We start from the raw sequence: 24253 nt of genomic DNA on the forward strand, positions 1-24253 counted from the left end.
GGCCGGAGCGGGAAACGTGATGCAGTCCTCAACCCGGGGCGGTCAGTCCGGGACGGGTTCGTGGTGCAGGCGCGTGCTGCGGGTGGCCCCGATCGACGCCGCGATCACGCACCCCGTCGCCACGGCCTGCACCGGTGTGACCAGTTCGCCCAGGACCAGCGCGGCGGCCAGCGCGGCAGCGGCCGGCTCCAGGCTCATCAGGATGCCGAAGACGGCCGGTCGCAGTTCACGCAGCGCGGCCAGTTCCAGGCTGTAGGGGATCACCGAGGAGAGCATCCCGACCGCCGCACCGAGCAGCAGGATGTCGACGTGGAGCAGTGCCCGCCCGCCTGCGGTGACGGCGTGCGGGAGAAAGAGCAGGGCGGCGAAGGCGCTGGCCATCGCCAGGCCGTCCATCCCCGGCCAGCGTCGCCCGGTGCTCGCGCTGAGCAGGATGTACGCCGCCCAGGCAGCGCCGGCGAGCAGCGCGAAGCCGACGCCGACCACGGTGACTCCCGTCGGGTCGAGGCCGAGCAGGAGTACGCCGGTCCCAGCCAGCGCCACCCAGACCAGGTCACGCAACCGCCGCGAACCCACGATCGCGATCGTCAGCGGGCCGATGAACTCGATGGTCACCGCCAGCCCGATCGGAATCCGCGCGAATGACTGGTAGATCGCCCAGTTCATCAACCCCAGGCTGAGCCCGAAGCCGGCCACCACCAGCCAGTCGGTCCGGCTCCGGCCGCGCACCGAGGGGCGGGCCACGACCAGCAGTACGACGGCACTGGCGAGCAGGCGGAGCAGCACCATGCCGGTCGGTTCGATTCGGTCGAAGAGTCCCTTGGCGATGGCGGCACCGAACTGGACCGAGGCGATCCCGCCCAGCACGAACCACACCGCGCGCCTCATCGGGTTCCTTCCTCTTCTGCCTGCCCCGTGGCACGATCCGAACATGTCGGCTTCCCGGGTCTCCCGAAGGGTAGCCCTGGCTGCTGCCGCGCGGGCGCTGGGCCAGTCCCGCCTGCACCCGGTCGGCAAGCGCTTCGGCGGCGCCCGGACCGACCTGTGGCGGGTCCGTGACGAGGACGGCCGGGCACTGGTGGTGAAGGCCTACCGCGACCCTGACAGCAACACCTGGCGCCGCGAGGCAGCCGGTCTGGCCACGGCACGGGGCGCCCGGGGCCCGGAACTCCTGGCTCAGGTCGCGGACCCGGCACTGGTGGTGATGGGCGACCTGGGCATCGGACCCACCCTCGCCGACCAGGTGCTGGGCCGTGACCGTCCCGCCGCGGTCGCAGCGACCCGGGCGTGGGCCCGTGCACTGGGGGAACTGCACGCCCACACACTGGGGCGGGCCGAGGTCTTCACCGCCCACCTGGGCGATGACGTCGCCCCGGCGGTGGTCGCCGACGAGGTGGACCGCCTGCCGGCGCTGCTGGAGGCCCTCGTCAGCAACCACGACCTGCCCACGCTTCCCAGCCTGGGCCGGCTCCTGTCCGGTCCGGCCGGACGGCTGGCCGATCCTGCGCACTGGGTGATCACCCCGGGCGACACCTGCCCGGACAACAACCTGTTCACCGACAGCGGCGCCTGGCTGCTCGACTTCGAGTTCGCCGAGGCGCGCCACCCGGCCTGGGATGCGGCGTACCTGCGGGTGCCGTGGCCGACCTGCTGGTGCGCCTGGCAACTGCCCACCGAGGTGGCCGATGACGCACTGGTGGTCTATCGCAGTGCCACCGGCATCGACTGGATCACCGCAGACGGCTTCGCGGCCGACGTCGAGGCAGCCACCTTGCTGTGGTGCCTGGTCAGTTCGGCGATGTTCCTCGGCGACGCGCTCACCGAGCAGGGCGACGGAGGCAACGCGCGGCGCCCGGGTCGCCGCACGATGGTGCTGTACCGGCTGGCACTCGCCTCCCGGATCACGACGTACGCCGAACTGGCGGCGTACGCCGGCGAGTTGGGGGAGGCGCTCACCCGACGCTGGGGCCCACACCCGCTGGCGATGGCTCCTGCGTTCGCCGGGTGAGCCTCGAGCCCGGGCCGATGTACACAGTGCGGGACTCCTGCCTCGCCGGACCCGGCGCGGGACTAATCTGGGTCCATGAGCCAGACCCCCGACATGAAGCCCCGCAGCCGCGACGTGACCGACGGACTCGAGAAGGCAGCCGCCCGCGGCATGCTCCGGGCCGTAGGCATGGGCGACGACGACTGGGTCAAGCCGCAGATCGGCGTGGCGTCGTCGTGGAACGAGATCACGCCGTGCAACCTCTCCCTGGACCGCCTCGCCAAGGCTGCCAAGGAGGGTGTCCACGCCGCGGGGGGCTTCCCGCTCGAGTTCGGCACCATCTCCGTCTCCGACGGCATCTCGATGGGGCACGAGGGGATGCACTTCTCCCTGGTCTCCCGTGAGGTGATCGCCGACTCGGTGGAGACCGTGATGATGGCCGAGCGCCTCGACGGCTCGGTGCTGCTGGCCGGCTGTGACAAGTCCCTGCCCGGCATGCTGATGGCGGCGGCCCGCCTCGACCTGGCTTCGGTCTTCCTCTATGCCGGTTCCACCATGCCGGGCCAGCTCGACGGTGAGGACGTCACCATCATCGATGCCTTCGAGGCCGTCGGCGCCTGCCTGGCGGGCAAGATCACCCGCGACGAGGTGACCCGGGTGGAGAAGGCGATCTGCCCCGGCGAGGGTGCCTGTGGCGGCATGTACACGGCCAACACGATGGCCTCGGTCGGCGAGGCGCTCGGCATGTCGCTGCCCGGGTCCGCCGCGCCGCCGGCCCCGGACCGCCGGCGTGACGAGTTCGCGGTCAAGTCCGGCGAGGCCGTGGTGGAGATGCTCCGCAAGGGCCTCACCGCGCGCCAGATCATGACCATGGAGGCGTTCGAGAACGCGATCGCCGTGGTGATGGCCCTCGGCGGCTCCACCAATGCGGTGCTGCACCTGCTCGCCATCGCCCGTGAGGCAGAGGTGCCCCTGACCATCGACGACTTCAACCGGATCGGTGACAAGGTGCCGCACCTGGCCGACCTGAAGCCGTTCGGCCGCTACGTGATGACCGACGTCGACCGGGTCGGTGGCATCCCGATGGTGATGAAGGCGCTGCTCGAGGCGGGCCTGATGCACGGCGACGTGATGACCGTGACCGGCAAGACGATGGCGGAGAACCTGGCCGACATCGCGCCCCCGCCCCTTGACGGCGACGTGATCCACACGATGGACAACGCGATCCACAAGTCCGGCGGGCTGACCATTCTCAAGGGCTCGCTCGCCCCCGAGGGCGCCGTGGTCAAGAGCGCCGGCTTCGACAACGACGTCTTCACCGGCACCGCCCGCGTCTTCGACGGCGAGCGGGCGGCACTGGACGCGCTCGCTGAGGGCAAGATCGTGGCCAACGACGTCGTGGTGATCCGCTACGAGGGCCCCAAGGGCGGTCCCGGGATGCGCGAGATGCTCGCCATCACCGGCGCGATCAAGGGCGCCGGGCTGGGCAAGGACGTGCTGCTGATCACCGACGGACGCTTCTCCGGCGGCACCACCGGCCTCTGCGTGGGCCACATCGCCCCCGAGGCCGTCGACGCCGGCCCGATCGCGTTCATCCGCGACGGCGACCAGATCACCCTCGACGTGGCCAACCGGCTGCTCGAGATCGCGGTCTCGCCCGAAGAACTCGAGGCTCGCCAGGAAGGCTGGGCGCCGCACCCACCGAAGTACACCCGCGGTGTGCTCGGCAAGTACGGCAAGACCGTCCAGTCCGCCGCCCACGGGGCCGTCACCAGCTGAATGGGTTGGCGGTCTGTTGCCGGCCGCTGACATGCTGGGCTGATGGACCAGCGGATCAGTTTCATCACCCTTGCTGTCAGCGATCTCGAGGCCACCCGTGCCTTCTATCTCGACGGGCTGGGCTGGCAGGCCGAGTTGTTCGTGCCCGGTGAGGTCCTGATGATCAAGGCGGGGGAGCACCTGGTGCTCTCCCTGTGGTCGGAGTCCGGGTTCGAGGCCGAGGTCGGCCCGATCCGCCGCGGTGAGGGGATCGTGCCGCTCACCCTGGCCCACAACGTGGCCACCGAGGCCGAGGTCGATGCGGTCCTCGACCTGGCCCGCCGTGCCGGGGCGGACCCGGTGCACCCCGGCGAACTGCGTGACTGGGGCGGTTACACCGGCTACTTCGCCGACCCCGACGGCTTCCGGTGGGAGATCGCGACGAACCTGGGCGAGATCGGTCAGCTGGTGCTGCCATGAGCGGCCTGCGTTTCCCACGCCCGCTGCGTCCGGGCGACACCATCGCCGTCACGGCACCCTCCAGCGGCGTCCAGCGCAGCATGCGACCTCGGCTCGAGGTGGCCGTGCGCGACCTGGAACGGCGCGGGTACGTCGTACGGATGGGGGAGTGCATGGACGGCACCAGCCACGTCTCCGCGCCAAAGCAGGAGCGTGCCGCCGAGCTGACGGCGATGCTGCTCGACCCCGACATCGCCGCCGTGGTCCCGCCCTGGGGCGGTGAACTCGCCATCGACCTGCTGGACCTGCTCGACTTCGACGCGCTGGCCGACGCCGAGGCGACCTGGCTGGTCGGCTACTCCGACACCAGCACGATCATGGTGCCGCTCACCCTGCGTTCCGGCTGGGCCACCCTGCACGGCGCCAACCTGATGGACTCGCTGTACGCCGCTCCCGACGGGCTGGCGCACTGGACCGAGGTGGCCGCAGCGACGGCACCGTTCACCCAGCGCAGCCCCGGCCGCTTCCGCACGGCTCGCCACGGTGACTATGTCGGCAATCCCGAGCTCGACACTTATGAGCTTGACGCGGTGGGCGGCTGGTCGGTGCTGGGCGGGGGAGACGTCGAGGTCAGTGGTCGACTGATTGGCGGCTGCACCGAGACGCTTGGAGCGATCTCCGGCACGCAGTACGCCGATGTCGCCGCCTTTGGGCGCGAGCACGCCGACGAGGGGATCGTGGTATATGTCGAGGCGTGCGACTTCGGTGCCTATGACGTGGCCCGCATCCTGCACGGCTTCCGCCTCGCTGGCTGGTTCGAGCACGCCAACGCCGTCTTCGTCGGGCGACCGATGGCCCCTGATTCCGACGGCTTCTCGCAGGCGGACGCCGCAGCAGATGCCCTGGGCGACCTGGGCATCCCGGTGATCCTCGACGTCGACTGTGGCCACGTGGCGCCGTTCCTGCCGCTGGTCAACGGGGCGCGTGCCGAGATCTCGGTGACCGACGGGATCGGTGAGGTCACCCAGTCGTTCGAGGGGACGGAAGCCCCGTTGTGATGTCGCTTGCTGTCACGGGGTGACGGTGACCGACACGCTAGCGGGGGTGGGCTCACTCCTCAGGCGCGGCCGGTGATCCGGTGGAGCAGGACCACCTCGTGGTTCGGGGCGACGCCGTACTTCTTGTCCAGTTCGAGGATCGCCTCCAGGGGCGTCACCTCGACATCGCTGAAGCCGGCCGCGGCGATCCGGTCCGCGACCTCGTCGATGGTGCGCGCAGTGGCCAGGGTCAGGCTCTCGCGCACCGGAGCGTCGTAGAGCCGCTGGAAGTCGGCGGTGCGGTCACCGTCCATGCCGTCGGGATACCAGGTGCCATCCACCACGACCAGCCGCCCACCCGGGCGCAGCAGCCGCCGCCAGTTTGCCAGGGCCACATCGGGCTCGCGCAGGGTCCACATCAGGAACCGGTTGGTGATCGCGTCGAAGCTGTGCTCGGCGAAGTCCGGCGCCACCGCATCGCCCTCGGCGAAGGCCGGCGGAGTCACCATGTCGGCCGCATGCTTCGCGGCCTGCTCGAGCATCCCGGCGGACAGGTCAGTGGCGGTGACCCGGTGCCCCATTGCCGCCAGCAGGCACGCGACGTATCCACTGCCCGTGCCCAGGTCGAGCACGTCGGCAGGCGCCTCGGGCAGGGCGGCGGCGAACGCCTCGCTCCAGGCGCGGTTGTTCTCCTCCAGCCGGTTCGGCTCCTGCTGGTAGGCGTCGTACTCGGGGGCACGCAACGTCCAGTACTCGTTGAGCTTCTCCTGGACGGTCGCGGCGGTGTCGGGCGTGGTCATCAGGACATCCTTGTCAGTTCGGGCAGGGAGGAGAGCAGTGCAGCGTCCGGGGCGTCGTGCGAGCGGAAGAGCAGGTGGAGTTCGCCGTCGACATTCACCCGGCGTACGCCGATCCCGTAGACCGCCTCGAGCAGGCCCGGGTCCAGGACGTCGTCCACCGGGCCGCTGGCGGCCACCTTGCCGCCCTCGAGCAGCAGCAGGTCGTCGCAGTAGCGGGCGGCCAGGTTCAGGTCGTGCAGCACCACGACCACGGTGATCCCCAGGCCGCGGACCAGTTTCAGCAGGTCGTGCTGGTAGCGGATGTCGAGGTGGTTGGTCGGCTCGTCGAGCAGCATGTGGTCAGTCGTCTGGGCCAGCGCCCGGGCGATCAGCACCCGCTGCTTCTCACCGCCTGACAAGGCGGCGAACGGCCGGGCGGCCAGCGCGAGGCCACCGACGGTGGCCAGGGCCTCGCGGACATGGCGCTCGTCCTCCGCCCCGAAGCGCTGGAACGTGCCCAGGTGCGGACCCCGACCCAGCGCGACCATCTCCGCAGCGGTCAGGCTCGACTCGCCACCGGTCTCCTGCACCACGGCCGCCAGGCGCTGGGCGACCTGGCGCACCGACAACGTCGCCAGCGGGACACCGTCGACCTCCACGGCACCGGCCTCGGGTGCCAGCGCGCCATACAACATCCGCAGCAGCGTTGTCTTCCCGCTGCCGTTGGGGCCGATCAGGCCCAGCACCCGGCCCGGTCGCGCGTGGACGTCGACATCGGTGACGACCCGGTCAGCGCCGTAGGAGAAGCAGAGCCCGTGGCCACGGATCATGACTGCTCACCAAACCTCTCGATGATCTTCTCCAGTCCGTCGACGGCCAGGGGCGTCGGCGGCTCGGTGTAGTTGAACAACTGCGGCAGGATGTCGCCGTTGCGCACCGCGGTGAGCGTCCCGGCTCCCGGCAGCGTGGTGACGGCGTCGATGACCTGCTGCGGGTCGCCGTCGGAGTAGAGCAGGATCAGTACGTCGGGGTTGCGGTCGAGCAGCGTCTCCACGGAGACCTCGAAGACGCGTTCGTCCTGGTCGGCGAAGACGTTCTTGAACCCGGCGGCCTCCAGTTGCGGGTGGGCCATCGAGCGGGTGCCATAGGCATAGGTCACCCCGCCGCCGACGGTGGGGTAGAGGACGGCCGCGGTGCGTTCCTGTCCGGTCGGTGCCTGGGCCTGGAGGTCCGCAACGCGTTCCTTGAGTTCCTGGACGGTGGCGGCTGCCTCGTCGGCGCGGTTGAAGACCTTGCCCAGGAACTCGACCTGCGCATAGATGTCGTCGAAGCCGGGTTGGGCCAGCCCCTCGCCGCACATGGCCGGGTTCTCCACCAGCGGGATCTTGACCGCGGCCAGGGTCTCGCGGCTCAGGTTGTCCACCTCGCCGAAGACCAGATCGGGCTCGGCCTCCATGACGACCTCCTTGGAGATCTGCAGGTGACCGCTGGAGTCGGACTTGCTGGTCAACGACTCGATGGCGTCCAGTTCGGCGTTCGTCGCCTCGTCGTAGTAGGCGTCAGGGAAGGCGCCTGCCTTGGCGATGCTGCGCTCCAGCACGCCGAGGCTGTGCAGCGCGGGGACCTCGGAACTCTTCAGCAGGACCAGCTTCTGCGGTTCGGAAGGGATGGTGACCTCAGCACCGCAGTTCTCCACGGTGATCGGGTAGTAGCCGTCCGACCCGGTCGCCTCCTCGTCGTCGCCGGCGACCAGGCCGCAACTGCCCAGGGTGGCGGCCAGGGCAAGGCAGGAGGCCAGTGCGGCGAGGCGGGTGCGGCGGGTGGTGTGCATGGGGTTCCTTCGTGGACGGTTCAGACGGAGGTGGCGTGCAGGCGGCGGATCAACAGGAGCAGGAAGGGGGCGCCGATGATCGAGGTGATGATCCCGATCGGGATCTCCTCGGGGGCGAAGGCGACCCGGGCCAGGACGTCGGCCCAGATCAGCAGGATGGCGCCGAGCAGGGCCGCCACCGGTACGACGCGCACGTGCGCGGAGCCGACCAGACGGCGGGCCACGTGCGGGATGACCAGACCGACGAAGCCGATGCTGCCCGATGCTGCGACCAGGACGCCGATGCACAGGGCCACCACGACCAGGAAGATGATCCGGACCCGCTCGGGTGAGACACCCAGGGTGTGGGCGGTCTCGTCGCCGACGCTGAGCGCATCGAGGTGGCGGCTCCAGATGGTCAGGAAGGCGATCGTGGCCAGCACGACCACGACCAGGACGGCGAACGGTCCACTCCACGCGGCCAGGGCCAGGGAGCCGAGCAACCAGAACATCACCGAGCGCGATCCCTCGGCGGAGTCGGCGGCGAAGATCAGGAACGAGGTGAGCGCATAGAGCGCGTAGCCGACCGCGACGCCGGCCAGGAGCAGGCGCACCGAGGTGACCCGGCCGCCGCTGCGCGCCACGAAGAAGACCAGGCAGGAGGCGGCAAGCGCCCCGAGGAAGGCACTGAGCGGCAGCGCGTGTGCCCCGAGTCCGGAGCCGACCCCGAAGAGGATCAGGGCCGCCGCGCCGCTGGAGGCGCCGGAGTTGATCCCGAGCAGGTAGGGGTCGGCGAGCATGTTGCGCACCATCGCCTGCAGCGCCACCCCGCACACCGAGAGCCCGGCGCCGACCAGGGCGGCGAGCAGCACCCGTGGGACGCGGACGTCCCACACGATCGCATCGCGCGGTGCGCTCCAGTCGGCCTGGGCAGGGACGGCGAAGAGGTGGTGGCCCAGGATCCGGAGCACGTCGCCGGGCGGGATCGCGACGCCGCCCAGCGCGATCCCGGCACCTGCCGAGACGGCCAGCAACACGCCCAGGCCCAGCAGCCAGGCCCGGGCGCGGCGGGACTGGGCCGCCATGCCCAGGTCGGGTTCGTCCCGCGGAATCGGGGGAGCGGGGTCGCGGACGGCGTCGGCCAGCACCGGATCACCCCTGCCCATGACTCGTTGTTGCAAACAATCTGCAACAAGACTAGGGCATCGGGATCGGTGGCGCCTGCCTGCCTCGGAATGATCCACTAGGGTCGCCTCCGTGAACCACGCACCGCGCGTCAATGACCACGGCCAGCCGATCGGACCCGCCCTGCCCGGATGGGCACCGGCGCCCTTCCCGGACGTGACCCCGATGCAGGGGCGGTGGTGCCGGGTCGAGCCGCTGCTGGAACTGCACGCCGACGAGCTGTACGACGAACTGTGCGGCCCCGGCAACGATGCGCTGTGGACCTATCTGAAGGACGGACCCTTCCGGCTCCGCGAGGAGTTCGTCACCTACATCGAGGCACGCGCCACGGCAACCGACTCGGTCTCGGTGCTGATCCGCGACGCGAACGGCGTCGCCTGCGGGCTGGCCAGTTACCTGCGCATCGACCGGGCCAACGGAGCAGTCGAGGTGGGCAACATCATCCTGGGCTCCCGCCTGCAGCGGACCACGGCCGCGACGGAGGCGATGAGGCTGCTCGCCGGCCACGTCTTCGACCTCGGCTATCGGCGCTATGAGTGGAAGTGCGACGCACTCAACGCCCCCTCACAGCGCGCGGCGGAGCGACTGGGCTTCGTCCACGAGGGAACGTTCCGGCAGGCAGTCGTCTACAAGGGGCGCTCGCGCGACACCGACTGGTGGGCGATCACCGATGCCGACTGGCCGTGGGTACGACGTGCCCTGGATGCCTGGCTGGTCCCGGAGAACTTCGTGGACGGCGTGCAGGTGCAGTCGCTGGAGGCCCTCCGCGCCAGCGCCGGGTGACGAGGACCCGGCGGAAGGTGGGAGACTGGAGCCCGCGACGTGTCGAGCAGGCCCCAGTGGTCGCATTGTGGGACGAGCGTTCCAAGATGTGGGACAACTGGTTCACTGTCTTGACGCCGACCAACGCCGGCAACGAACGTAGACGCATGCGCATGAACCTTCTCGTACGCACGCGACGCGTGAGCTGAGGCCCCAGGCCTCGCCGCACACGCGTCATCCCCTCGTTGCCCACGGTGGCCGAGGGGTTTTTTGTTGGGCAGAACTCTTGAGGACAGGAACGAACGATGAGCGAGCAGGGCAGCGGGGCAGCCGGCGCAGAGATCACGGGTGCACAGAGCCTGGTGAATTCGCTGGAGGCGGCCGGGGTCGAGCACATCTTCGGCATCCCCGGGGGCGCCATCCTCCCGGCGTACGACCCGCTCTTCGACTCCCGGATCCGCCACATCCTGGTGCGCCACGAGCAGGCCGCCGGCCACGCCGCCCAGGGGTACGCCGCGGCCAGCGGCAAGGTGGGCGTGTGCATGGCGACCTCCGGGCCGGGCGCGACCAACCTGGTCACCCCGCTCGCCGACGCACACATGGATTCCACCCCGATCGTCGCCGTCACCGGCCAGGTCGGGGCCGCCTCCATCGGCAGTGACGCCTTCCAGGAGGCGGACATCCGCGGCATCACCATGCCGATCACCAAGCACAACTTCCTGGTCACCGACCCGGCCGAGATCCCGCGCACCGTTGCCGAGGCGTTCCACATCGCCAGCACCGGTCGCCCCGGCCCGGTCCTGGTCGACGTGGCGAAGTCCGCGCTGCAGGCGATGACGTCGTTCGCGTGGCCGACCGAACTGAACCTGCCCGGCTATCGTCCGGTGACCCGCCCGCACAGCAAGCAGATCCGTGAGGCGGCGAGGTTGATCCTCGAGTCGCGCCGCCCGGTGCTCTATGTGGGTGGCGGCGTGATCCGGGCCCGCGCATCCAAGGAACTGCGGATCCTGGCCGAGGCGACCGGGATCCCGGTGGTGACCACCCTGATGGCCCGGGGCGCCTTCCCGGACAGCCACGCGCAGCACCTGGGCATGCCCGGCATGCACGGCACCGTTGCTGCGGTCGCCGGCCTGCAGAAGAGCGACCTGATCATCAGCCTGGGTGCCCGCTTCGACGACCGCGTCACCGGCAACCTGGACTCCTTCGCCCCCGGTGCGAAGGTGATCCACGCCGACATCGACCCGGCCGAGATCGGCAAGAACCGCTTCGCCGACGTGCCGATCGTGGGCGACTGCCGCGAGGTCATCTCCGACCTGGTCCTCGCCCTCCAGGCCGAGGCGGACCAGGGACGCCACGGTGACTTCGAGGCGTGGGTCGCCTTCCTGGCCGGCATCAAGAAGCAGTACCCGCTGGCCTACGAGAACCCGCCGGCCGGGATGCTGGCACCGCAGTACGTCCTCGAGCGGCTGGGCAAGATCGTCGGCCCCGAGGCGATCTATGCCTCCGGGGTGGGCCAGCACCAGATGTGGGCCGCGCACTTCGTGGGCTACGAGAACCCCAACACCTGGATCAACTCCGGGGGCCTGGGGACGATGGGCTTCTCGGTGCCTGCGGCGATGGGCGCCAAGGTCGCGATGCCCGACCACACGGTGTGGTCGATCGACGGCGACGGCTGCTTCCAGATGACCAACCAGGAGCTGGCCACCTGTGCGCTCAACGACATCCCGATCAAGGTCGCGCTGATCAACAACGAGTCGCTGGGCATGGTGCGCCAGTGGCAGACGCTCTTCTACAACGAGCGCTACTCGAACACCGACCTGCACACCGGACCGGACCGGCGGATCCCCGACTTCGTGAAGCTGGCCGACGCGATGGGGTGCGTGGGGATGGCGTGCGAGTCGCCCGACGACGTGGACGCCACCATCGAGAAGGCGATGGCGATCGACGACCAGCCGGTGGTCATCGACTTCCGGGTGCACCGTGACGCGATGGTCTGGCCGATGGTTGCCGCAGGCACCAGCAACGACGAGATCAAGTACGCCCGCGACCTCGCGCCGCAGTTCGACGAAGACGACCTCTGAGGACCAGGAGAACACCGATGACGAAGCACACCCTGTCCGTCCTGGTCGAGAACAAGCCCGGCGTCCTGACCCGGATCGCGGCACTGTTCAGCCGGCGCGGGTTCAACATCGACAGCCTCGCGGTCGGCCCGACCGAGAGCCCGGACGTCTCCCGGATGACCATCGTGGTCGCCGTGGAGGGCAAGCCGCTCGAACAGGTCACCAAGCAGCTCAACAAGCTCGTCGAGGTGATCAAGATCGTCGAACTGGACCCGACGGCCTCGGTCTCGCGCGAGTTGCTCCTGGTCAAGGTCCGTGCCGACGCGGAGACCCGTGGCCAGGTGCTGGATGCGGTCCAGTTGTTCAAGGCCAAGGTGATCGACGTGGCCCCCGACGCGCTGACCATCCAGGTGGCCGGCAACGCCGACAAGCTTTCCGACTTCCTGCGCGTGGTGGAGCCGTTCGGCATCCGCGAACTGGTCCAGTCCGGCATGGTCGCGATCGGCCGCGGTTCCCGCTCCATCTCCGAGCGCACCCTGCGCCCGGTCGCGATCCCGGCCCCGCCCCCGGTTGCCGGCTGAACGGTTCCCACCCACCTCCCATGTAACGCGGGGTTATCGTCGCTCCACACGGGCTGTGACGCCCCGAAACGTCGACAACACCGCACAAGTGCACCATCACACCCAACCTGAAGGAGAGAGCCCCAGTGGCTGAGATCTACTACGACGATGACGCCGACCTGTCCCTGATCCAGGGCAAGAACGTCGCCGTCATCGGCTACGGCAGCCAGGGCCACGCCCACGCGCTCAACCTGCGCGACTCCGGCGTGGATGTCCGGGTCGGCCTCCAGCCCGGCTCCAAGAGCCGCGCCAAGGCGGAGGAAGAGGGCCTGCGGGTCGTCACTCCGGCCGAGGCCACCGAGGAAGCCGACGTGGTCGTGATCCTCGCCCCCGACCAGCACCAGCGCAAGCTGTACGCCGAGGAGATCGCGCCGAACCTGGCCGAGGGCGACACCCTCGTCTTCGGGCACGGGTTCAACATCCGCTTTGGCTACATCACCGCGCCCGAGGGTGTCGACGTGATCATGGTCGCCCCCAAGGCTCCGGGCCACACCGTGCGCCGTGAGTACGTCGCCGGGCGGGGCATCCCGGACATCATCGCGGTCGAGCAGGACGCCTCGGGCTCGGCCTGGGACCTGGCGAAGTCGTACGCCAAGGCGATCGGTGGCACCCGCGCCGGCGTCATCAAGACCACCTTCACCGAGGAGACCGAGACGGACCTCTTCGGCGAGCAGGCGGTCCTCTGCGGCGGCATGTCGCACCTGGTGCAGGCCGGCTTCGAGACCCTGACCGAGGCGGGCTACCAGCCGGAGATCGCCTACTTCGAGGTGCTCCACGAGCTGAAGCTGATCGTCGACCTGATGTGGGAGGGCGGCATCGCCAAGCAGCGCTGGTCGATCTCCGACACCGCCGAGTACGGCGACTACGTGTCGGGCCCGCGGGTCATCGACGCCGGTGTGAAGCAGCGGATGAAGGACGTGCTGGCCGACATCCAGAGCGGTGCCTTCGCCGAGCGCTTCATCTCCGACCAGGACAACGGCGCGGTCGAGTTCAAGAAGCTCCGCGAGCAGGAGGCCGCCCACCCGATCGAGGCGACCGGCAAGACCCTGCGTGGCCACTTCGCCTGGCAGCAGCAGGACGCCGACTACACCGAAGGCTCTGCCGAGCGCTGAGGAGTGAACCGGAGGTAGGGCGAGGTACGAGCCCTGCTGGAGGCGAGCCCCGCAGGCGTGAGGCGTGGAAGGTGCTGCCGAGCGGTGAGCGCTGAGGAGTGGGCCCCAGGTAGGGCCCGCCCAGACCACGACGGCCCGCCACCCATGAAGGGTGGCGGGCCGTCGCGCATTTCCTGACGGAGTGGCTGGATCAGTCCTCCTCGTAGAGCCAGTAGCCGTCTCGCTTGACCAGCTTGACGTCGTCGCTGGAGTTGGTCTCCCCGGCCACGGTGGTGTTCATCGTGACGGTGGCGGTGTTGCCGCTGACCTTGATGTTGGTCATCTCGAAGGTGACCGTCTGGCCATCGACGAACTCGATCGACTCCTTGCAGTCCTGGATCGAGTCGGCGTCTGCCTCGAGGAAGAACTGGCCCATGTCCTCGCACGCGGCAGCGTTGCCACTGTAGATCTCGGTGAACCAGGCGTTCAGGTCGCTCTCGAGCTGCTTGAGCTGCGCCTCGTCGGAGCCGCTGGGCGCCGTACGCCGGTCCATGGTGCCGCCGTTCGTCGGCGGGTCGGTGGGCCCGTCGGTGGTGGGCGGGTCGGTGGGCTCCTCCGTGGTCGGGGGATCGGTGGGCTCGTCCGTCGGCTCGTCGGTCGGGTCATCGGTCGGTTCGCCGTCCGTGGGGTCGCCGGAGGGTTCCCCGCTCTGGCCGGTGCTCGGTTCCTCGGTGCCGGTCTTCGTGTCGTCGTCATCGCCGCGGGTGAGCAGGAAGACGGCGACCGCGATGCCTGCGATGAGCAGGACGGCCAGGGCGACGATGAGGGGGATCAGCCACGGCTTCCGCTTCTCGTCCTCGGGCTGGCCGGGCGGGACCGGGTTGCCGAACTGGTCGGTGGCGTACGGTGCCGCGGCGCCCGGGGCGCCGTACTGCTGGGCCTGCGCGCCCTGGACCGGACCGCCTTGGGCAGGGAACTGCTGGGTGGGGGCGCCCTGCCCGGGAGCGCCGCCGGTGAGGGGCATGCCGCAGCGGGGGCAGGCCGTCATCGAGGCGTCGAGGGGGTTGCCACAGTTGGGACATGCTGGTGTGTTCATGGCGCCCATCCTCCCCACGTGTCCACGGTCCTAATCACCTGATCGCGGAATCACTTCACCTCCGAGCGCCGCAGCAGGACCAGCCCGAGGGCCAGCGGGACGAGCACCCAGAGCGTGGTGGTGAAGGCGAGCTGGCTCCATTCGGTGCTGCTCAGTTCGCTGTCGAACAGCTTGTACGTCGTCCAGTTCAGGTCGACCCAGCCCACGTTGTCGGCGTACCACTGCTGGCTGGCGGCCAGGGCGCCGGAGATGCCGGGCAGGACCAGGGAGAAGACGAAGTAGCCGACGATGGCGCCCGGCGAGTTGCGGATCAGCACGCCGAGGGTGAAGCCGATGAACATCCCGATCTCGTTGGCCAGCACGATCTGGCCGAACTCGCGCAGGCTGAACGACCAGACCGGGTCCACGCCGGCGATTGCGGTGCCGACGACGTTGCCCAGGGCGCCGACCGCGGTGGCGATGACCATGGAGATCACTCCGACGAGCACGGTGACCACTGCCTTGGCGGCGATTACCCGGTTGCGGCTGGGCACCAGGGTGAACGTGGTCAGGGCGCTGCGCTGGCTCCATTCACTGGTCACGGCCAGGACCGCCACCATGGGCAGGATGATCGCCATCGGCGTGCCGATGGCACCGGCGAAGCGCCCGTAGTCCAGGTCCTCCGGGTCGGTGAAGAGGATCGTCGTCGCGGTGGCGGCCAGGGCCAGGAGGACGATGCTGGTCATCATCCAGAAGCCGGAGCGGGTGTTGAACATCTTCCGCGCTTCGACGCTGACCAGGCGGGTGAACGGGATCGGGGCGTGGTCCCGGTGCGCGGCTGGCCTGCTGGGCGTGGTCCGCGGTGCGGTGGTTTCCGTGGCGGTGGTCGTGCTCATGCTGCTGCTCCTTCACGCTGGGTCTCGGCGGTGAGCTCGAGGAACATCTCCTCGAGCCCGGCAACCTCGGCCGAGCGGAGCTCGGTGAGGGGGATGTGGGCGGCCAGGGCGATCTCGCCCACGACCTCGGCGCTGGCCTCGGTGTGCAGGGCGCCGTCGGCGGACTGGGTGACCGGCTGGCCCGCGTTGCGCAGCGCCTGGGCCAGTGCTGCGCCGGCGTTGCTGCGAACCAGGGTCCCGGCGGCGGTGAGCAGTTCGGCCTTGGTGCCCTCGGCGACGATCCGGCCGTTGCCGATCATCACCAGGTCGTCGGCGATGACCTCGATCTCGTGGAGCAGGTGGCTGGAGAGCAGCACGGTGCCGCCGCGGTTGGCGTAGTCACGGAGCAGGTCGCGCATCCAGCGGATCCCGGCCGGGTCGAGCCCGTTGGCCGGCTCGTCGAGGATCAGCACCTCAGGGTCACCGATCAACGCGGCGGCGATGCCCAGGCGCTGGCGCATGCCGAGGGAGTAGTGGCGCACCCGGCGCTGCGACTCGGCCTCGGTGAGGCTCACCAGGTCGAGCATCTCGTCCACGCGGCGCCGGGGCAGCCCCATGGTGCGCTGGGCTACGGTGAGGATCTCCCGGCCGGTGCGCCCGGCATGCTGCGCCGAGGCGTCCAGCAGTACGCCGACCTCGCGGCCGGGATTGGGCAGCTCGGCGAAGGCGCGGCCCAGGATGGTCGCCCTCCCGGAGGTGGCCTCGGTGAGGCCGACCATGATCCGCATCGTGGTGGACTTGCCGGCTCCGTTGGGCCCGAGGAAGCCGGTGACGCGCCCGGGACGGGCCTGGAACGAGACGTCGTTGACCGCGGTGAAGCCGCGGTAGGTCTTGGTCAGGGATTCGACTGTGATCATGGCTCCACCCTGCTGCGCCGGGTGGGGTGTGCACATCGGGGAGAGTGCCCCGCGCCACCCCCGGATGACCCCGAGAGAACCCTGACGTCGATCCCGGGCGAGGATGGTACGCAGAGTCGATGGAGGTGGATGGTGGAGGCGCTGACGACGGAGGAAGCCCTGGCCCGGGCGCTGGCCGACCGGGATCTCCTGGCGGTGTCACGGGTGCTCGAGCACCTGGGCGACCGCGAACTGGTCGACCTCATCGAACGTTCCTCGCAGCGTCGTTCCGCGGTGCTGTTCCGGTTGCTTGCCAAGGATGTCGCACTCCGGGTCTTCGAGCGCCTCGACCCGTCGGTGCAGGGGGAACTCTTCCTCGGCCTGGCCGACCGTGAGGTTACGGACCTCTTCACCGACCTGGACCCCGACGACCGGGTGCTCCTGATGGACGAGTTGCCGGCGGCAGTGGCGCGACGGTTGATCCAGCAGTTGACCCCGCACGAGCGTGACCTGACCTGGGTGATCCTGGGTCACCGGGCCGGTTCGGTCGGGCGCCGGATGAGCCCGGAATACGTCAGCGCCCACCCGCACCTGACGGTGGCGGAGGCACTCGACGTGGTGCGCCGCCGGGTGGCCCAGGCCGAGACGATCTACACGCTTCCGGTGACCGATCCCGACAAGAAGCTGGTCGGCGTACTCAGCCTGCGTGACCTCTTCGAGGCCGGCCCCGAGGACATGGTCGGCGACATCATGGGCACCGTCCACTTCGCGCACGCCAACGACGACGCGGAGGAGGTGGCCCGCCTCTGTGTCGACCTCGGCGTGCTGGCGATGCCGATCGTCGACAGCGAGACCCGCCTGCTCGGGATCCTGACCGTGGATGACGCGCAGCGGATCCTGGAGCAGGCCGAGGAGGAGGATGCTGCCCGGGCCGGTGCCACCGAGCCGCTGCGCCGGCCCTACCTCTCCACCTCGATTGCCAAGGTGGCGCGCGCCCGGGTGGTGTGGCTGCTGGTGTTGGCGATGTCGGCGATCCTGACCGTGCAGGTGCTGGAGATCTTCGAGGCGACGCTGGAGCAGAAGGTCGTGCTGGCGCTCTTCATCCCGCTGCTCACCGGCACCGGTGGCAACACCGGTTCGCAGGCCGCCACCACGATCACCCGCGCCCTGGCGATGGGCGACGTACGGACCTCCGACGTGTGGGCGGTGATGCTGCGCGAGGTGCGGGTCGGCGCCATGCTGGGCCTGCTCCTGGGGTCGCTCGGCTTCGCGCTGGCCGCCCTGGCCTATGACACCGACACCGGACTGGTGATCGGCCTCACCCTGTTCTGCGTCTGCTCGATGGCGGCCACGGTGGGCGGGGTGATGCCGATGATCGCGAAGAAGCTCCGGGTGGACCCGGCCGTCTTCTCCACGCCGTTCATCACCACCTTCTGCGATGCCACCGGCCTGTTGATCTACTTCATGATCGCCAAGGCGGTGCTGGGGATCTGAGACTCCCGACCGGTGCGGCCAATCGGGAATGTCCCGCCGTCGCCGGTGGTTGACCAGGCATGCGAATCGACGTGTGGTCCGACGTGGTCTGTCCCTGGTGCTACATCGGCAAGCGCCGCCTGGAGAAGGCCCTGGCAGGCTTTGTCCATGCCGACCAGGTCGAGGTGACCTGGCACTCCTACCAACTCGACCCCGGGGCGCCGGTGGTGCCGAGCGAGAAGACGGTGGAGTCGCTGGCCAAGAAGTACGGCGGCGGCATCGAGCGGGCCCAGCAGATGATGGACCAGGTCGAGGCCGTTGCCGCTGAGGAAGGCCTGCTCTACCGCCTCTCCGAGACGTTGCGGGTCAACACGGTCGACGCGCACCGCCTGCTCCACCTCGCCCTGGAGGCAGGGGGACGCGACCAGCAGTCCGCACTCAAGGAAGCGCTGCTGTCGGCGTACTTCGTCGAGGTCCGCAACGTGGCCGACCACGACGTACTGACCGAGATCGCGACCGGGGTGGGCCTCGACGCCGAGCGGGTCCGCGAGGTGCTGGCCGGATCGACGTACGCCGAGCAGGTGCAGGACGACATCGCCCGCGCGCAGGCCTTCGGGGCCTCCGGGGTGCCGTTCTTCGTGATCGACGAGAAGTACGGCGTCTCCGGGGCGCAACCCGTCGAGGTGTTCACCAGGGTGCTGGAGCAGGCCTGGCAGGAGTCACGTCCGGCGTTGCAGATGGTCGACGCGGACGGAGAGGCCTGCGGGCCCGACGGGTGTGCCCTCTGACGAAGGGGCCGACCTGAAATAGGCTGTCCCCGTGGAAGAAGCCCGCGGGTCCGGAGCACGCCCACCGTGGCGCCTGCCCCGGTCGGTGATGGCCATGGCCCTTGCCTTCCTGGTGGTGGGCGGCCTGGTCGCCCTGGGCCTGCGCCTGGCGCTCGACGACGAGCCACACCGCGTCCCGGTGGTCGTCGCCACCGCACCGGTGGTCGCGGTTTCCCTGGCCGAGGAGGCGAATGCCCTGCCCGGCGAGCCGTTCGCCGCACGCGCCGCGATCGATGAGGAGTCGGCCCGGCGGGCGGTGGCGGAAGGAACGGCCGCCGCGGCACTGGTCGTCGACCTGGCCGGCACAGCGGACGTCCTGGTGGTCAGTGGCGCCCTTGCCCCGGAGACGGCGGATGCCGTCATCGAGCGCGTCACCGGGCTGGAGGACTCCTACCGCAGGACGGTCACGGTCCAGGCGGTGCCCACGACGTACGCCGATCCAGCCACCGTTGACCTCTTCTCGCTGAGCACTCACGTGGTGGGGTTCGTCGTGATCCTGGTGATCTCGCTGCTCCGCGGTCCGGTGGGCCGGACGTCTCGACGGAACCGGGCACGCCACCTGGTCCTGGCCGGCATCGCCGCGGTGACCGGATTGCTCCTGTCCGTGATCGCCCCGGGGCCGGGCGGTCCCTTCCTGGTGGTGGCGGCCTTGCTGGCGTTGGCGGTCGTCCTTGCTGGCGCTGTGACGCTGGCACTGGAAGCGCTGGCTGGACTGGCCGGGCTGGGCCTGGCAGTCCTCCTCTTCCTGGCCCAGGTCGTCCCCTTGCTGTTGCGCAGTGATGTCGCCTTCCTGGGGCAGCCGTGGTCGGGCCTGGTCGGGGCCACGCCGGTAGGAGCGCTGGACCGGGTGTTGAGCGCAGTCCTGCTCCATGACCAGACTGCGGTGCCGCTGTGGCCAATGGTGGTCCTGGTCGCCTGGCTTGCGGCAGCCCTCCTGGTCTCTGCTGGGGCCAGCCGACGACATGCCGCCGCTGCCGACCCCGCGGCCACCCGGGGGGAGTGGCGCTGGCGGGTGGTCGCGGTGGTGACGCCGGTCGTGCTCCTGGCGCTCGGCGTGGTCTGGCTGGTGCCGGCCGGGCTGGGCGAGGAACCCGAGGGCCCGCCGCTCCGGGCGGCGGAGACGGGATGCGTCGAGACCGGCCCGGTCAAGGATCTCGATGACCTTGACCGGATCACCGACCGGTTGCGCGGCGGCGAGGAGGTGCAGAGCAACTTCCAGGGTGGTGATGTCGGCGCCAGCATTGAACTCCAGGACGGTCGCCGGATCTTCGTCTTCGGCGACACCCTGCGCGACCCCGGCTTCGAGGGGCAGGCATTGGTGCGCAACTCGATGCTCGTGGTCGAGCCGGACTGCCTGCGGGTGGTCACCCCGGCCGACCATGGCGCGCTGGTGCCGGACCGGATCGACCCCGGGCGAGGGGCACCGGTCGGCTACTGGCCGATGTCGCTGGGACGGGAGTCGCGCACCGGCTATGACCTGGTCGTGGTCGCGATGCAGCGGGTGCGGGCCCAGGGGCAGGGCACGTTCGACTTCGAGGTGCTGGGGCCGTCGGCGGCGGTCTTCGTCGTACCGGTGGGCAAGGTGCCCCAGTTGGTGAAGGTCGTGGACATCGGCCCCGATGACCCCGACCCGGGGCGCCCGATGTGGGGCGCCGCCTCGGCGATTGACGACGGGTGGGTCTATCTCTACGGGACCTCCCATCCCGACGAGGAAGCGTTCGGCTATGCGCTGCAGGTGGCCAGGGTGAGGGTCGATGACGTCCTCGACCGGTCCGCGTGGCGCTTCTTCGACGGCACCGACTGGGTGGTTGACGAGGCGGAGGCGGTCGAACTGATTCCCGCGGTCAAGGGTGTCTCCCAGACCCTCAGTGTCTTCGAGCAGGACGGCACCTGGTTCGCGCTGAGCAAGCGCGACGACTTCCTCGGCACGGACCTGGTCGCGTGGACGGCGCCGTCGCCGACCGGGCCGTTCACCCCGAGCGAGCCACTGGCCCAGTTGCCCACGGATGCGGCCACGGGGGAAATGCGCTACATGCCCCTGGCCCACCCGGGCCTGCTGCCCGAGCCGGGCACGATGGTGGTCTCCTACAGCCGCAACCGCACGGACATCAACGAGGTGATCCGGGATCCGATGAAGTATCGGCCGAAGTTCATCCGGGTCGAGTTGCCGGAGTGAGGCGCCAACCCAGATTGTATAAACATGCAGGAGTATGCATATACTCTCTGCCATGTCCAAGGTACTGACTTCACTCCCGGTCGGCGAACGCGTCGGCATCGCCTTCTCCGGTGGCCTCGACACCTCCGTGGCGGTGGCCTGGATGCGTGACAAGGGCGCCGTCCCCTGCACCTACACCGCTGACATCGGGCAGTACGACGAGCCCGACATCGAGGGCGTCCCGGGCCGAGCGCTGGAGTACGGCGCCGAGATCGCCCGCCACGTGGACTGCAAGGCGGCACTGGTCGAGGAGGGCCTGGCCGCACTTGCCTGCGGTGCCTTCCACATCCGTTCCGGCGGGCGTGCCTACTTCAACACCACGCCGCTGGGCCGCGCCGTGACCGGCACCATGCTGGTGCGTGCCATGCACGAGGACGGCGTCGACATCTGGGGTGACGGCTCCACCTTCAAGGGCAACGACATCGAGCGGTTCTACCGCTACGGCCTGCTGGCCAACCCTGACCTGCGCATCTACAAGCCGTGGCTGGATGCCGAGTTCGTCACCGAGCTCGGCGGGCGCGCCGAGATGAGCCAGTGGCTCGTCGAACACGACCTGCCCTACCGCGACTCGAAGGAGAAGGCCTACTCCACCGACGCCAACATCTGGGGCGCCACCCACGAGGCCAAGACCCTGGAGCACCTCGACGTCTCCCTGGAGACGGTCGAGCCGATCATGGGCGTGAAGTTCTGGGACCCGTCGGTGCAGATCGAGACCGAGGACGTCACCATCGCCTTCGAGCGTGGCCGCCCGGTCGCGATCAATGGCCAGCGGTACGACGACGCCGTGGCGCTGGTCCACGAGGCCAACGCGATCGGTGGTCGGCACGGACTGGGGATGTCGGACCAGATCGAGAACCGGATCATCGAGGCCAAGTCCCGCGGCATCTACGAGGCCCCGGCCATGGCGCTGCTCTTCGCGGCGTACGAGCGACTGGTCAACGCGATCCACAACGAGGACACCGTCGCGCAGTACCACAACGAGGGGCGCAAGCTCGGGCGACTGCTCTACGAGGGCCGCTGGCTGGACCCGCAGGCGCTGATGATCCGCGAGTCGATCCAGCGCTGGATCGCCTCCCTGGTCACCGGTGAGGTCACCCTGCGCCTGCGCCGCGGTGAGGACTACACCATCCTGAGCACCTCGGGGCCGGACTTCTCCTACCACCCCGACAAGCTCTCCATGGAGCGCACCGAGAACGCCGCCTTCGGTCCCACCGACCGGATCGGGCAGCTCACCATGCGCAACCTCGACATCGCCGACTCCCGTTCCAAGCTGGAGCTCTATGCCACCCAGCCGCTGGACGAGGGCCAGGTCCTGGTCGAGAACGGGACCCTCTTCGGGGCGCTCCCGGCCGGCGGCGCCGACCGGATCGCAGCCCGCGAGGAAGCCGTGGACGAGGACGAGGCCGCACTCGAGCGGGCCGCGATGGAGTTCGGCACGGACTGAGCAGCACGCCGTGCCCGGGCTCCGGGCGCTGCTGAACGAGGAGATCCTCCGGCACCAGGCGCCGGAAGATCTCCTACGTTGCGCCGTCCAGCGTGATGTGCCGCTCCACGCCGATCTCGGCCAGGAAGGTCTCGTCGTGGCTGACCACGACGAGCGCACCCGCATAGGAGCCCAGCGCGCCGACCAAGGCGTCGTACGACGCGAAGTCGAGGTTGTTGGTGGGCTCGTCCAGGAGCAGCAGTTGCGGTGCCGGATCGGCCAGCAGCACCGCGGCCAGGTGGGCCCGGAAGCGCTCGCCTCCCGAGAGCGTGCCCGCGGGCCGATCCGCGCCGTGGCCGCGGAAGAGGAAGCGGGCCAGGCGCGCACGCACCTCGTTGTCGTCGCTGTCGGGCGCCCGCAACTTCACGTTCTCGAAGACGGAGAGCGATTCGTCCAGGCCGGTCAGGCGCTGCTCCAGGATCCCGAGGGGCACGTGCACCGCCACCTCCCCGACCGCCTCGAGCCGTCCGGAGAGCATGTGCAGCAGGGTCGTCTTGCCGGCTCCGTTCGCGCCGGTGACCGCGACGCGTTCCGGCCCCCGCATCTCGAACTCGACGCGGGCACCCGTGCGCAGTTCGAGCCGGGCGGTGAGCACCTCACGTCCGCGCGGGACCTCGGTGCCGGGCAACTCCACCCGGATCCCGCGGTCGTCGCGGACGCGGGCCTCGGCCTCGTCGAGCCGTTCCCGTGCTGCGTCGAGTCGCCCCTCGTGGAGTTGGCGATACTTCGCGGCCGAGACCTGGGCCGAGCGCCGCTTCAGCTTCATCACGGCCCGTGGCTCCCGCTTGGTGGCATACATCTTCTCCGCATAGCGCTTGCGCCCGGCGAGCACCTGCTGGCTGGCAACGAGGTCGTTGCGCTGCCGACGTACTTCCTCACGGGCAGTCGACGCCGCACGCACCGCAGCCTCTTGCTCGGCCTCCACCTGGGCGGCGTACGAGGTGTAGCCCCCGCCATACCAGCGCACGGTGTGCTCGCGCAGCTCGCCGATCCGGTCCACGCGCTCCAGCAGCTCCCGGTCGTGGCTGACCACCAGCAGGGTGGCGGACCACCCCTGGACCACGGCGTACAGCCGCTGGCGGGCCGCAGCGTCCAGGTTGTTGCTGGGCTCGTCGAGCAGGAGCACGTCCGGGCGCTGGAGCAGCAGTCGGGCCAGGTCCAGCTGGACGAGTTCGCCACCGGAGAGCTGGCCGAGGCGGCGGCCGAGGACGTCCTCGGGGAGGCCGAGCCGGGCGAGCTCCGCGGTGATCCGGTCGTCGATGTCCCACGCATCGCCGATGGTGTCGAAGTGGGCCGGGTCCACCGATCCACCCTCGACGGCGCGGATGGCGTCGCGGATCCGGCGTACGCCGAGGTGCTGGTCAACCGGGGTGGCCGGGTGCAGGGCGAGATCCTGGCGGAGTACGCCGACCCGGCCCTCCCGGCTGACCGAGCCGGAGGAGGGGAGGAGGTCGCCGCTGGCCAAGTGGAGCAGGGTCGACTTCCCGGCTCCGTTGGCGCCGACCAGACCGGAGCGGCCGGCGGGAACGAGCAGGTCCAGATCGTCCAGGACGACCGAGCCGTCGGGCCAGGCGAAGGAGACGTTCGAGAAACGTAGGGGAGTGCGCATGAGCAGGCCTCGATCCGGGAATCGGGGGAACCACCCGCCGACGGCGGGCTTCACGGGCTGCTCAGGACTTCACCGCGCCAGTGTCGCAGGCCCCTCCGGCGGCGGGCAAACGTTTTTCCGCGGCTGGCGCCCGGCGCCTCAGCCATCGGACGGCCATCCGGGGTTGCCCGGCGGCGCGATAGGGTTGCCGCGCATCGGGCAGCGTGTCGTACGCCGCTGGCCATCCACCACGAACACACCTCGAGGAAGCCG

The 24253-nt window shown here is 69.8% G+C and carries 21 protein-coding genes; 12 read left to right on the forward strand and 9 right to left on the reverse strand.

The window, feature by feature from the left end; genetic code table 11:
- Positions 1-42 precede the first annotated feature (42 nt).
- Positions 43-888 carry an EamA family transporter gene (locus Q9R27_RS12820; RefSeq protein ID WP_311252778.1) on the reverse strand — a complete coding sequence of 282 codons (846 nt, stop codon included), beginning with the start codon at positions 886-888 and terminating at the stop codon, positions 43-45.
- Positions 889-931: 43 nt separating this feature from the next.
- Here Q9R27_RS12820 and Q9R27_RS12825 point away from each other — a divergent pair, with 43 nt between their 5' ends.
- The 4 genes from Q9R27_RS12825 (at position 932) to Q9R27_RS12840 (ending at position 5262) form a co-directional block, all read left to right on the forward strand.
- A complete protein-coding gene (locus Q9R27_RS12825) occupies positions 932-2008 on the forward strand; it encodes a hypothetical protein (protein ID WP_311252779.1) in 1077 nt (358 codons plus the stop codon).
- A 75-nt stretch (positions 2009-2083) separates the two neighbouring features.
- On the forward strand, positions 2084-3766 hold the full coding sequence (gene ilvD, locus Q9R27_RS12830) for a dihydroxy-acid dehydratase (RefSeq protein WP_311252780.1): 1683 nt from the start codon (positions 2084-2086) through the stop codon (positions 3764-3766).
- A 42-nt stretch (positions 3767-3808) separates the two neighbouring features.
- Positions 3809-4225, forward strand: coding sequence for a VOC family protein (locus tag Q9R27_RS12835; protein ID WP_311252781.1), 417 nt, complete (start codon positions 3809-3811; stop codon positions 4223-4225).
- The gene (locus Q9R27_RS12840; RefSeq protein ID WP_311252782.1) at positions 4222-5262 is read left to right on the forward strand and encodes an LD-carboxypeptidase; all 1041 of its coding nucleotides are present in this window, start codon (positions 4222-4224) and stop codon (positions 5260-5262) included. The genes Q9R27_RS12835 and Q9R27_RS12840 overlap by 4 nt, the downstream gene beginning before the upstream one ends.
- A gap of 59 nt (positions 5263-5321) precedes the next feature.
- Here the strand turns inward: Q9R27_RS12840 and Q9R27_RS12845 are convergent, their stop codons facing one another.
- Genes Q9R27_RS12845 through Q9R27_RS12860 form a run of 4 tightly spaced genes read right to left on the reverse strand, consistent with a single transcriptional unit; the run spans position 5322 to position 8996 of the window.
- Positions 5322-6041: a class I SAM-dependent methyltransferase gene (locus tag Q9R27_RS12845; RefSeq protein WP_311252783.1), complete on the reverse strand. Its 720-nt coding sequence runs from the start codon at positions 6039-6041 to the stop codon at positions 5322-5324.
- Complete coding sequence (locus tag Q9R27_RS12850; protein ID WP_311252784.1) at positions 6041-6850, reverse strand: ABC transporter ATP-binding protein; 810 nt, start codon at positions 6848-6850, stop codon at positions 6041-6043. Before Q9R27_RS12850 ends, Q9R27_RS12845 begins: the two co-directional genes overlap by 1 nt.
- Positions 6847-7851: an ABC transporter substrate-binding protein gene (locus Q9R27_RS12855; RefSeq protein ID WP_311252785.1), complete on the reverse strand. Its 1005-nt coding sequence runs from the start codon at positions 7849-7851 to the stop codon at positions 6847-6849. The genes Q9R27_RS12850 and Q9R27_RS12855 overlap by 4 nt, the downstream gene beginning before the upstream one ends.
- Positions 7852-7871: 20 nt before the next feature.
- Positions 7872-8996 carry an iron ABC transporter permease gene (locus tag Q9R27_RS12860; protein ID WP_311252786.1) on the reverse strand — a complete coding sequence of 375 codons (1125 nt, stop codon included), beginning with the start codon at positions 8994-8996 and terminating at the stop codon, positions 7872-7874.
- 91 nt (positions 8997-9087) lie between these two features.
- Here Q9R27_RS12860 and Q9R27_RS12865 point away from each other — a divergent pair, with 91 nt between their 5' ends.
- The 4 genes from Q9R27_RS12865 to ilvC all read left to right on the forward strand — a co-directional run bounded on the left by Q9R27_RS12865 (position 9088) and on the right by ilvC (position 13569).
- A complete protein-coding gene (locus Q9R27_RS12865; protein ID WP_311252787.1) occupies positions 9088-9798 on the forward strand; it encodes a GNAT family protein in 711 nt (236 codons plus the stop codon).
- Between the two features lie 284 nt (positions 9799-10082).
- Positions 10083-11858, forward strand: a complete 1776-nt coding sequence (locus Q9R27_RS12870) for an acetolactate synthase large subunit (RefSeq protein ID WP_311252788.1) — start codon at positions 10083-10085, stop codon at positions 11856-11858.
- Positions 11859-11875: 17 nt separating this feature from the next.
- Positions 11876-12418: an acetolactate synthase small subunit gene (gene ilvN / locus Q9R27_RS12875; RefSeq protein ID WP_311252789.1), complete on the forward strand. Its 543-nt coding sequence runs from the start codon at positions 11876-11878 to the stop codon at positions 12416-12418.
- A 125-nt stretch (positions 12419-12543) separates the two neighbouring features.
- Positions 12544-13569: a ketol-acid reductoisomerase gene (gene ilvC, locus Q9R27_RS12880; protein ID WP_311252790.1), complete on the forward strand. Its 1026-nt coding sequence runs from the start codon at positions 12544-12546 to the stop codon at positions 13567-13569.
- 190 nt (positions 13570-13759) lie between these two features.
- Here ilvC and Q9R27_RS12885 read toward each other — a convergent pair whose 3' ends face one another.
- From Q9R27_RS12885 to Q9R27_RS12895, 3 genes are read right to left on the reverse strand one after another with little or no spacing between them, the layout of a single operon-like run.
- Entirely contained in the window at positions 13760-14644 is an 885-nt protein-coding gene (locus tag Q9R27_RS12885; protein ID WP_311252791.1) for a zinc ribbon domain-containing protein, read from the reverse strand.
- A 50-nt stretch (positions 14645-14694) separates the two neighbouring features.
- Positions 14695-15519, reverse strand: coding sequence for an ABC transporter permease subunit (locus tag Q9R27_RS12890; protein WP_311252792.1), 825 nt, complete (start codon positions 15517-15519; stop codon positions 14695-14697).
- Complete coding sequence (locus Q9R27_RS12895) at positions 15516-16415, reverse strand: ATP-binding cassette domain-containing protein (RefSeq protein WP_311252793.1); 900 nt, start codon at positions 16413-16415, stop codon at positions 15516-15518. Before Q9R27_RS12895 ends, Q9R27_RS12890 begins: the two co-directional genes overlap by 4 nt.
- 129 nt (positions 16416-16544) lie before the next feature.
- Between Q9R27_RS12895 and mgtE the strand changes: the two genes are divergently transcribed.
- The 4 genes from mgtE to argG are packed head-to-tail and all read left to right on the forward strand — an operon-like array spanning position 16545 to position 22353.
- Positions 16545-17888: a magnesium transporter gene (mgtE, locus tag Q9R27_RS12900; protein WP_311252794.1), complete on the forward strand. Its 1344-nt coding sequence runs from the start codon at positions 16545-16547 to the stop codon at positions 17886-17888.
- Between the two features lie 59 nt (positions 17889-17947).
- Complete coding sequence (locus Q9R27_RS12905) at positions 17948-18655, forward strand: DsbA family oxidoreductase (protein ID WP_311252795.1); 708 nt, start codon at positions 17948-17950, stop codon at positions 18653-18655.
- A 31-nt stretch (positions 18656-18686) separates the two neighbouring features.
- A complete protein-coding gene (locus tag Q9R27_RS12910; RefSeq protein ID WP_311252796.1) occupies positions 18687-20870 on the forward strand; it encodes a DUF4185 domain-containing protein in 2184 nt (727 codons plus the stop codon).
- Positions 20871-20922: 52 nt separating this feature from the next.
- A complete protein-coding gene (gene argG, locus Q9R27_RS12915; RefSeq protein ID WP_311252797.1) occupies positions 20923-22353 on the forward strand; it encodes an argininosuccinate synthase in 1431 nt (476 codons plus the stop codon).
- Between the two features lie 73 nt (positions 22354-22426).
- Here argG and Q9R27_RS12920 read toward each other — a convergent pair whose 3' ends face one another.
- Positions 22427-24001, reverse strand: a complete 1575-nt coding sequence (locus Q9R27_RS12920) for an ABC-F family ATP-binding cassette domain-containing protein (protein WP_311252798.1) — start codon at positions 23999-24001, stop codon at positions 22427-22429.
- Positions 24002-24253 lie beyond the last annotated feature (252 nt).

The organism is Nocardioides sp. AE5 (assembly GCF_031844485.1).
In the GTDB taxonomy this organism is placed as follows: Bacteria; Actinomycetota; Actinomycetes; order Propionibacteriales; family Nocardioidaceae; genus Nocardioides.

Excerpts from the sequence above, each read along its gene's own strand:
- Q9R27_RS12820 (WP_311252778.1), bottom strand. The coding sequence starts at position 888 with ATGAGGCGCGCGGTGTGGTTCGTGCTGGGCGGGATCGCCTCGGTCCAG.
- Q9R27_RS12825 (WP_311252779.1), top strand. The coding sequence starts at position 932 with ATGTCGGCTTCCCGGGTCTCCCGAAGGGTAGCCCTGGCTGCTGCCGCG.
- ilvD (WP_311252780.1), top strand. The coding sequence starts at position 2,084 with ATGAGCCAGACCCCCGACATGAAGCCCCGCAGCCGCGACGTGACCGAC.
- Q9R27_RS12835 (WP_311252781.1), top strand. The coding sequence starts at position 3,809 with ATGGACCAGCGGATCAGTTTCATCACCCTTGCTGTCAGCGATCTCGAG.
- Q9R27_RS12840 (WP_311252782.1), top strand. The coding sequence starts at position 4,222 with ATGAGCGGCCTGCGTTTCCCACGCCCGCTGCGTCCGGGCGACACCATC.
- Q9R27_RS12845 (WP_311252783.1), bottom strand. The coding sequence starts at position 6,041 with ATGACCACGCCCGACACCGCCGCGACCGTCCAGGAGAAGCTCAACGAG.
- Q9R27_RS12850 (WP_311252784.1), bottom strand. The coding sequence starts at position 6,850 with ATGATCCGTGGCCACGGGCTCTGCTTCTCCTACGGCGCTGACCGGGTC.
- Q9R27_RS12855 (WP_311252785.1), bottom strand. The coding sequence starts at position 7,851 with ATGCACACCACCCGCCGCACCCGCCTCGCCGCACTGGCCTCCTGCCTT.
- Q9R27_RS12860 (WP_311252786.1), bottom strand. The coding sequence starts at position 8,996 with ATGGGCAGGGGTGATCCGGTGCTGGCCGACGCCGTCCGCGACCCCGCT.
- Q9R27_RS12870 (WP_311252788.1), top strand. The coding sequence starts at position 10,083 with ATGAGCGAGCAGGGCAGCGGGGCAGCCGGCGCAGAGATCACGGGTGCA.
- ilvN (WP_311252789.1), top strand. The coding sequence starts at position 11,876 with ATGACGAAGCACACCCTGTCCGTCCTGGTCGAGAACAAGCCCGGCGTC.
- Q9R27_RS12885 (WP_311252791.1), bottom strand. The coding sequence starts at position 14,644 with ATGAACACACCAGCATGTCCCAACTGTGGCAACCCCCTCGACGCCTCG.
- Q9R27_RS12890 (WP_311252792.1), bottom strand. The coding sequence starts at position 15,519 with ATGAGCACGACCACCGCCACGGAAACCACCGCACCGCGGACCACGCCC.
- Q9R27_RS12895 (WP_311252793.1), bottom strand. The coding sequence starts at position 16,415 with ATGATCACAGTCGAATCCCTGACCAAGACCTACCGCGGCTTCACCGCG.
- mgtE (WP_311252794.1), top strand. The coding sequence starts at position 16,545 with ATGGTGGAGGCGCTGACGACGGAGGAAGCCCTGGCCCGGGCGCTGGCC.
- Q9R27_RS12905 (WP_311252795.1), top strand. The coding sequence starts at position 17,948 with ATGCGAATCGACGTGTGGTCCGACGTGGTCTGTCCCTGGTGCTACATC.
- argG (WP_311252797.1), top strand. The coding sequence starts at position 20,923 with ATGTCCAAGGTACTGACTTCACTCCCGGTCGGCGAACGCGTCGGCATC.
- Q9R27_RS12920 (WP_311252798.1), bottom strand. The coding sequence starts at position 24,001 with ATGCGCACTCCCCTACGTTTCTCGAACGTCTCCTTCGCCTGGCCCGAC.